This is a genomic window from Turicibacter sp. HGF1 (assembly GCF_000191865.1).
Taxonomy (GTDB): domain Bacteria; phylum Bacillota_I; class Bacilli_A; order MOL361; family Turicibacteraceae; genus Turicibacter; species Turicibacter sanguinis.
Genome location: NZ_AEXQ01000041.1, coordinates 1 through 6,705, shown reverse-complemented (window position 1 = coordinate 6,705; position 6,705 = coordinate 1). Strand labels below are relative to the sequence as shown.

Genomic DNA, 6,705 nt, shown 5'->3' with positions numbered 1-6,705 from the left:
GCCTTTTTTTATTAATTCGTCGACCCAAATTTTTGATAAATCTCTGATTCTAGATTCAAGATAGTCGCTGATACTTTGTAATCTGATTCTCCATAAATACCTTCATGAAGTTGCTTAACGACTGTTTCATAACTATTTAAGACATATAAAGGACTATATCCTTTATAACTGACACTGTGATTAATATCTGAATATCCATTCTGTGGAACCTGATATTGCTCAATCTGTGATAAATCGACTTTTAAAGCCTCCATCCCTAAACTAATAATCTCATCTTTAGTTAAATTTGTCTCAATAAATGGTAAAACCTCATTTAATAAGCTAAGTAATTGAGTATAAGAAATTTCTTTCAATTTCTTAAAAATAGCTTTCATCACATTTGTCTGACGTTCCATGCGCACATAATCACTATCTGCATAACGGATGCGCATATACCCCATAGCTTGGGCTCCATTAACATGCTGTAATCCTGACTGTGTTAATTTGTTTTGAGCCGATTGAATATAGCCATTTGCATGTGACAATTCATAATCTTTAATTTCAAGTTCAATACCACCTAACGTATCAATAATTTTTTCAATGGCATCAAAATCAAAGGTCACATAACGCGTTAAATCCAAATCAAAATTATGGTTAATCGTCTGCATCGCCAATTTTGCCCCACCATAAGCATACGCATGATTCAACTTATCAAAATCTTGAATTTCACCCGGAATATAAATAAGGGTATCACGTTGTAAAGACGTGACTTTTGCTGTTTTATTTTTCGTATCAAGGGATAAAACTTTCATCGCATCGCTACGACCATTACTTCCATCTCCATTTCGATCAAGCCCAAAAACTGCAATATTGGTCACACTAGTTTCCTCTTCTTTTTCAATAACTGCCTGTGAAATACTTGCCTCTTCTTTTTGAATCGGTTGAGTGACCACCATTTGATCCAGTGTTGAATCAAATAAATAATTGGCATATAGTGCACCGCTCACAATCATCGTCACTAAAAGTCCTAAAAAAATGCCAAGCGTAATCACTACCCTTTTATATTTCTTCATCCCTAAAGGCCCCCTTTTTTTCATTTCCAATTATTGTAACACATAAATTCTATTAACTCTATAAATTCTTTGATCTATATACAAACAGAAATGTATTTTACTATTATAAATGAGTCTCAGTACTGAAGTCTTTTTGATACCGAGAGGTAACTATAGTCCAGTTAAAAGTTTTCCATGTGTGAAAAACTTATCTGGACTTATATATATACAAACAGAAATGTATTTTACTATTATAAATGAGTCTCAGTACTGAAGCCTTTTTGATACTGAGAGGTAACTATAGTCCAGTTAAAACTTTTCCATGTGTGAAAAACTTATCTCGACTTATATATATACAAACAGAAATGTATTTTACTATTATAAATGAGTCTCAGTACTGAAGTCTTTTTGATACTGAGAGGTAACTATAGTCCAGTTAAAAGTTTTCCAGGTATGAAAAACTTATCTGGACTTATATAGAACACTTACATAAAAAATTACCTAAACTATCATATCTGTTTCATTAACTTTCTATACTGTATGGATGCACTATTTTCGTTACAGGAGGAATTTAACTTGAAACAAACGCTACACACCTTAAAATGGATTTTTACTCATAGCATCCCTGTTCTACCCTCTATCATCTTAACCTCTATTCTAGCTGGGGCTTTATCCGCGATTGGAGTCTACTCCGCTTTATTATCTAAATCACTCATGGATGCTGCAACATCAGGCGAAATGAACGCCGTTATTAAATGGCTAATCATGATGGCCATTCTTTATTTTGTTCGTCTTGGCCTTAATATCATCAATTCGTTGATTTCAACTTATACCTCAACCACACTTTTTAATCAGATGCAAAAAAAATTATATCAGTCATTGACATATAGCCAATGGTTAGCCGGATCTAAGTATCATAGCGTGAGCTTATTATCTCGTCTAACCAATGATGTCAGTACTGTGACAAGTGTTATTCTCTCAACCTTAAACTCCATCGTCTCTTTGTCGGTCACCCTGATTTCATCTTTTATTGCCCTCCTTTATATCGATCCGTTTATTGCACTTTTTACCATAATTGCAACACCGATTTATCTACTAGGTAGTCGTTTATATGGTCGAAAACTCAAAGCCATTTACCGAGCTGTGCAAGATCAAGACATTCATTATCGGGCCTTTATTCAAGAATCGATTCAAAATTTAATGATCTTGAAAGCATTCTGCCATGAAGAAGAAAACTTTCATACCCTAGATGACTATCACCAAGAACGATTGCGCCTCCGTTTCAAATCCACGAAACTGAGTTTATTATCAAGCATTATCTTTGGAACGATTTCATTTTTCATCTACTTTATCGTCTATGGAATTAGCGCCCTAAAATTGGCTTCTAACCAATTAACGTTTGGCAGTATGACGGCCTTGCTACAGCTTTACACAAAAGTATCAGGTCCACTTAGTTCGTTTGCCTCGATCGCCAAACAAAGTATCGAAGGGATGGCGGCAGCTGAACGGTTAATGGAAATCGAAAACCTTCCCAAAGAAGAAATCTATGAATTATCCGTTACCGCCCCCGTTAAACCGTCAAGCATCACCTTTAAAAACGTTAGCTTTCAATACGACCTAGTCCCTGTCTTAACTCAAGCATCCTTTACCTTTCCAACTCATCAAATGGTTGCATTAGTCGGGCCTTCTGGTCATGGAAAAACAACGATCATTCGCTTAATTCTGTCACTATTAAAACCCAATTCAGGCCAAATTTTAATTAATAATGAACCACTAAACCTTGCCCATCGCCAACTTATGACCTATGTTCCTCAAGGGAACACCCTGTTTAGTGGAAGTATTAAAGATAACATCCGTTTTAGTCATCCCTGTGCAACCGATGATGAAATCATTCAGGCCATCAAGCAAGCAGAAGCCTATGACTTTATAAACCAACTAGAAGATGGGATTGATACCCAGCTTGGTGAAAAAGGTATCGGACTATCAGAAGGCCAAGCCCAACGAATTTGTTTAGCGCGAGCCTTCGTCTCAAAAAAACCAATTCTCATTCTTGATGAAGCTACCTCAGCCTTAGACGAACTAACCGAACTGAAGATACTAAAAAACATCAAAAGCCTTCCACATAAACCAACCTGCATTCTAATCACTCATCGCCTAAAAACACTCGATTTCTGTGACCAAGTTATCACCCTAAAGAACCCCCGCTAGAATTTCCAGCGGGGGGTCTTTAGAAAATTATTTTTCAAAATTAACTTACGATGATTTACAAATTGACCCACTATGATCAATATACCAATCTGCTTTTTCTCCTGGATGATCTAGGTCTGTATGATCTTTCACTTCTTTTGTACTTTGAAAACATCGATAACAATATCTACATACATGATTTTGGTTTCCTGGATTCGTACCTCCTCCATTTCCGCCCCCGTCTCCATAAACTGTTTTTGTCATTGCTAATCCTAAATTTAACATGCGTGGTTTCTCCCATTTCTTCATTCTAATCTCCTCCTCATTATATTAAACTTTCATTTGAAAACTTTGCGACCTCGATGAAATGATCTTTCTCATATTGCCCGGTAACAATCATTTCTCCACACCGTATCCAGGCATGAGCCATCAGATGATCTTGTTTATCTTTATTCACGCCTAAATAAAGGGTCGTGGCAATCCCTTTACGTTTTAAAAAATGTTGGACAAGTAATGCTTGAACCAAACATTTACTTTCCCATGGCGTATGCTTACAAACAAGCAAAACGATGTTTCGGATACTTCTTGCTTCTTCATAATACGAAAGTGGCACCTCTTTTTTAGATTCACTTTTCGCGACTCCCATCTGTTTTTTCAAGTATTTAAAGGGTAAATACAACATTTTAAAACGATAAATACCACTCAAAATGAAAACTCGAATCAATAACCACTGTTTGACTAGTCCAAGTCTGATAAATACTTTCAGTTTAGGCATGAATCATCACTAGATTGGCATGATGTAGCTCATGTAAAAAATCCTTCACCTCTAATTCGCATTCATCAGCAGTAACCTCATACTCTGCTATCAATTTTTCAACGATCCCCTGTACTGAAATAGGTTCTGCAGTCAAATCCCAAATCACACTTCCTACCCCATTGAGCATAAAATATTGACCTCGTTCAAGATCCATCATTACTTTTTCCCCATCTATTTCGGTTGCATCAATATCATGATTACGTTCAACGACTGTTGATAATGTCATATTAGTTCCTCCTCTGCTTGTCCTAAGAATGTTTCTTCTAACCATTTCATTTGTGCGGCCACCGTCATCAAACCTTTTGGACGCAAGATACGATAGACGGGAATCTCTTTCGCAATCTCCACACACTTTTTAAAGTACTCTGGGTTCCCCCCCGCAAATTGTTTCATCTCAATTCGATAAATATTGTTACAAATCGTCATCAATTTCTCCTGACCTTTTAACAACTCTACCTGAATTTCATGGATGTCGTCTACCACTTTTAACTCAACAATTCCGTGAAGTGGAACCTTATGATAAACAAATGATTCGCGTGCAGGGATTAAATATTTCACCTGTGTATCGCTCATCAATGTTTTAAATTAATCTAGCTGGTATCCAAACTGATGCATGGCATCTTGGCACAGTTTTTGTTGTGGAAATCCAGGATGAATAAAATGACATTGGCCGACCTCAACAGAAGACACATCATCTGCCACAAACGGGTATCCCTTTAAACGAAGTGCCGATGTAATCGTCGATTTTCCAGCTCCACGATCCCCTGTAAAAATAACTCCTTTTCCATCAAAAACAATCGTTCCTCCATGAATCGCAATCATGTTGCGCTGTAACATAATCATCCCAAGACAACTTCCAAGCAAATACTGCTTTGCCATTGGTAAATCCGCGCCATGACATAACTCAATTGAAATCAAGTTCCTATCTTGCATCCAATAAGTTGCAATTTCTGGAATATGGAACCACATACTTTCATGACGATAGCTTGAGTACCAACCATCCTCAATTCTTTCATGAATTTCGGAGGATACCGGATGAACCTCAATCAACACATCATACTCATGTTCTTGTAACTCATCTAATGCCACCAATTCAGAACACTCAATATCAGATAAAATCTTTAATCCATAAACTAGGTAACTAAATTTTTTCATTATCTTCTACCCCTATTAACTCAACATATCATTACTTTTTATCCTATTTCATCTATTAATTTTCCATAATAAATACAAAACTCGTAACATCCCCCATACTTTTCAGTCTCTTATTACATCTTATCCTATGATGAAGCCCGCTCTGTTATGATAAAAAGATTAGCAAAAGTTTTCCTTGTCATTTACTATCTCATAAAAAAATCGACCTCTTACCCTTTAGCTTAGGATAGGAGGTCGATTTAGACCGGTTTACATCACCTTATTATTTGTTCATTTTAGTACTAATTTTGATACTATCATATAAGTCAATGATTCCATCTCCATTTAAATCAAAATCAGCATTCCATTCGGAATCTTGACTTGTCACATGATATAACTTAGCTAATAACTCGTACCCTAATTTTTTAAAAATTTTTTCTTCACCCGATTACACATCTTTCCAAAAACTTACATAATTATATTATTTATCCTATTTTTTCAATCTAATAAAAAAAACTAAGCTCATTTAGCTTAGTTTCAACTTTATTCTTTATTCTCCACTCACCATTAACTGAATCACCATTCCAAGAAGTAAAATGGCCGTCGTTCCAACCCCTGTTAACATATACTTCTCATGATCATTTTTCCAGTGATGGCGATGCTCCCGTTTTTTCTTTTCTCGCTTTTGGCGTTTCTTTTTCGACTTTTCATCCTCTTCCTCTAGCTCCTCCTCTACCTCAACTTCTTCCACCACCTGCGTCAACTCATAAAAATGAATCGCCAAATCTAAACATAAATGATATCTCTTACGCGAAAAATTCTTCTCAAGTGTCTTCTTAAGTTTCGCATAGCCCTCTTCACTCCAATGATTCACATCATAATCTAAAATCTCATAATTATGGCGCTGGAAGATAAGTAAATCATTTTTAACTAAATCGTAGCACGTGATTAAAAAGTCGGCATCGTCTGGACACAACGTCAAAATGTCCACCAACATGTTTCGCACTGTAAAAATACTGCGCTTCCTGATATTCATCTTAAATTCATTTAAAAAAGCTTCTTTCTCTTCAGGTAACATAAAAGATTCCCCCTTTTCTATCTTTACAACCCTGACTCATCACATTCCTACAAACTAACTTTAGAAGTTATAAAATATTTTTATTTCAAACAAATTACAACGTCTTATATCTCATTTTATTCAAAAAACGATACCGAATATGACACATTCATCCAAAAACCTGTTATAAAAATAGTCTTTTTACGAAACACTACACATATATTAAGTCAAAAAGGAGAATAACGGTATGAAAAAACCTCCTAAAATAAAGCAAGTAGAAAGCTTTGTCGTGACTAAACGTCGCCACCATCCGCATCATCTCTTTAAAAATGCCCCCAAATCACCTTCGTACTTCGTCACCTTCGAAATTCAAGATGGAAGCCAACTCGAACTCGAAGTCCCCTACGAATACTTTACCTTCTTTATAGAAGGAGATGAAGGAGTTCTTTACTACCAAGACCGTGCCTTCCTGTCCTTTG

General features: G+C 36.0%; 9 protein-coding genes. 2 read left to right on the top strand and 7 right to left on the bottom strand.

Features of this window, described 5'->3' with window-relative positions; genetic code table 11:
* Positions 1-11: 11 nt before the first annotated feature.
* Positions 12-1,052 carry an LCP family protein gene (locus tag HMPREF9402_RS04060; RefSeq protein ID WP_009606570.1) on the bottom strand — a complete coding sequence of 347 codons (1,041 nt, stop codon included), beginning with the start codon at positions 1,050-1,052 and terminating at the stop codon, positions 12-14.
* Positions 1,053-1,607: 555 nt separating this feature from the next.
* Here HMPREF9402_RS04060 and HMPREF9402_RS04055 point away from each other — a divergent pair.
* A complete protein-coding gene (locus HMPREF9402_RS04055; RefSeq protein WP_009606577.1) occupies positions 1,608-3,239 on the top strand; it encodes an ABC transporter ATP-binding protein in 1,632 nt (543 codons plus the stop codon).
* 45 nt (positions 3,240-3,284) lie between these two features.
* Here the strand turns inward: HMPREF9402_RS04055 and HMPREF9402_RS04050 are convergent, their stop codons facing one another.
* From HMPREF9402_RS04050 to HMPREF9402_RS04030, 6 genes are all read right to left on the bottom strand, one after another.
* The gene (locus tag HMPREF9402_RS04050; protein ID WP_009606574.1) at positions 3,285-3,527 is read right to left on the bottom strand and encodes a hypothetical protein; all 243 of its coding nucleotides are present in this window, start codon (positions 3,525-3,527) and stop codon (positions 3,285-3,287) included.
* Positions 3,528-3,543: 16 nt separating this feature from the next.
* Positions 3,544-3,993, bottom strand: coding sequence for a lasso peptide biosynthesis B2 protein (locus tag HMPREF9402_RS04045; protein WP_009606571.1), 450 nt, complete (start codon positions 3,991-3,993; stop codon positions 3,544-3,546).
* Positions 3,986-4,261: a lasso peptide biosynthesis PqqD family chaperone gene (locus tag HMPREF9402_RS04040; protein ID WP_009606573.1), complete on the bottom strand. Its 276-nt coding sequence runs from the start codon at positions 4,259-4,261 to the stop codon at positions 3,986-3,988. Before HMPREF9402_RS04040 ends, HMPREF9402_RS04045 begins: the two co-directional genes overlap by 8 nt.
* Positions 4,258-4,593 carry a hypothetical protein gene (locus HMPREF9402_RS13935; protein WP_009606576.1) on the bottom strand — a complete coding sequence of 112 codons (336 nt, stop codon included), beginning with the start codon at positions 4,591-4,593 and terminating at the stop codon, positions 4,258-4,260. Before HMPREF9402_RS13935 ends, HMPREF9402_RS04040 begins: the two co-directional genes overlap by 4 nt.
* A 27-nt stretch (positions 4,594-4,620) precedes the next feature.
* Complete coding sequence (locus HMPREF9402_RS13930; protein ID WP_009606578.1) at positions 4,621-5,190, bottom strand: hypothetical protein; 570 nt, start codon at positions 5,188-5,190, stop codon at positions 4,621-4,623.
* Between the two features lie 529 nt (positions 5,191-5,719).
* On the bottom strand, positions 5,720-6,247 hold the full coding sequence (locus tag HMPREF9402_RS04030; protein WP_009606572.1) for a hypothetical protein: 528 nt from the start codon (positions 6,245-6,247) through the stop codon (positions 5,720-5,722).
* A gap of 226 nt (positions 6,248-6,473) precedes the next feature.
* On the opposite strand from HMPREF9402_RS04030, the gene HMPREF9402_RS04025 reads away from it, so the two are divergent.
* Positions 6,474-6,705 (top strand): DUF2500 family protein (locus HMPREF9402_RS04025; protein WP_009606575.1); only part of this gene is annotated, 232 nt, incomplete at its 3' end.

What these genes read in the sequence shown, in the direction of transcription:
- HMPREF9402_RS04030 (WP_009606572.1), bottom strand. Translation starts at nt 6,247, where the DNA reads ATGTTACCTGAAGAGAAAGAAGCTTTTTTAAATGAATTTAAGATGAAT.
- HMPREF9402_RS13930 (WP_009606578.1), bottom strand. Translation starts at nt 5,190, where the DNA reads ATGAAAAAATTTAGTTACCTAGTTTATGGATTAAAGATTTTATCTGAT.
- HMPREF9402_RS04060 (WP_009606570.1), bottom strand. Translation starts at nt 1,052, where the DNA reads ATGAAGAAATATAAAAGGGTAGTGATTACGCTTGGCATTTTTTTAGGA.
- HMPREF9402_RS04045 (WP_009606571.1), bottom strand. Translation starts at nt 3,993, where the DNA reads ATGCCTAAACTGAAAGTATTTATCAGACTTGGACTAGTCAAACAGTGG.
- HMPREF9402_RS04050 (WP_009606574.1), bottom strand. Translation starts at nt 3,527, where the DNA reads ATGAAGAAATGGGAGAAACCACGCATGTTAAATTTAGGATTAGCAATG.
- HMPREF9402_RS04040 (WP_009606573.1), bottom strand. Translation starts at nt 4,261, where the DNA reads ATGACATTATCAACAGTCGTTGAACGTAATCATGATATTGATGCAACC.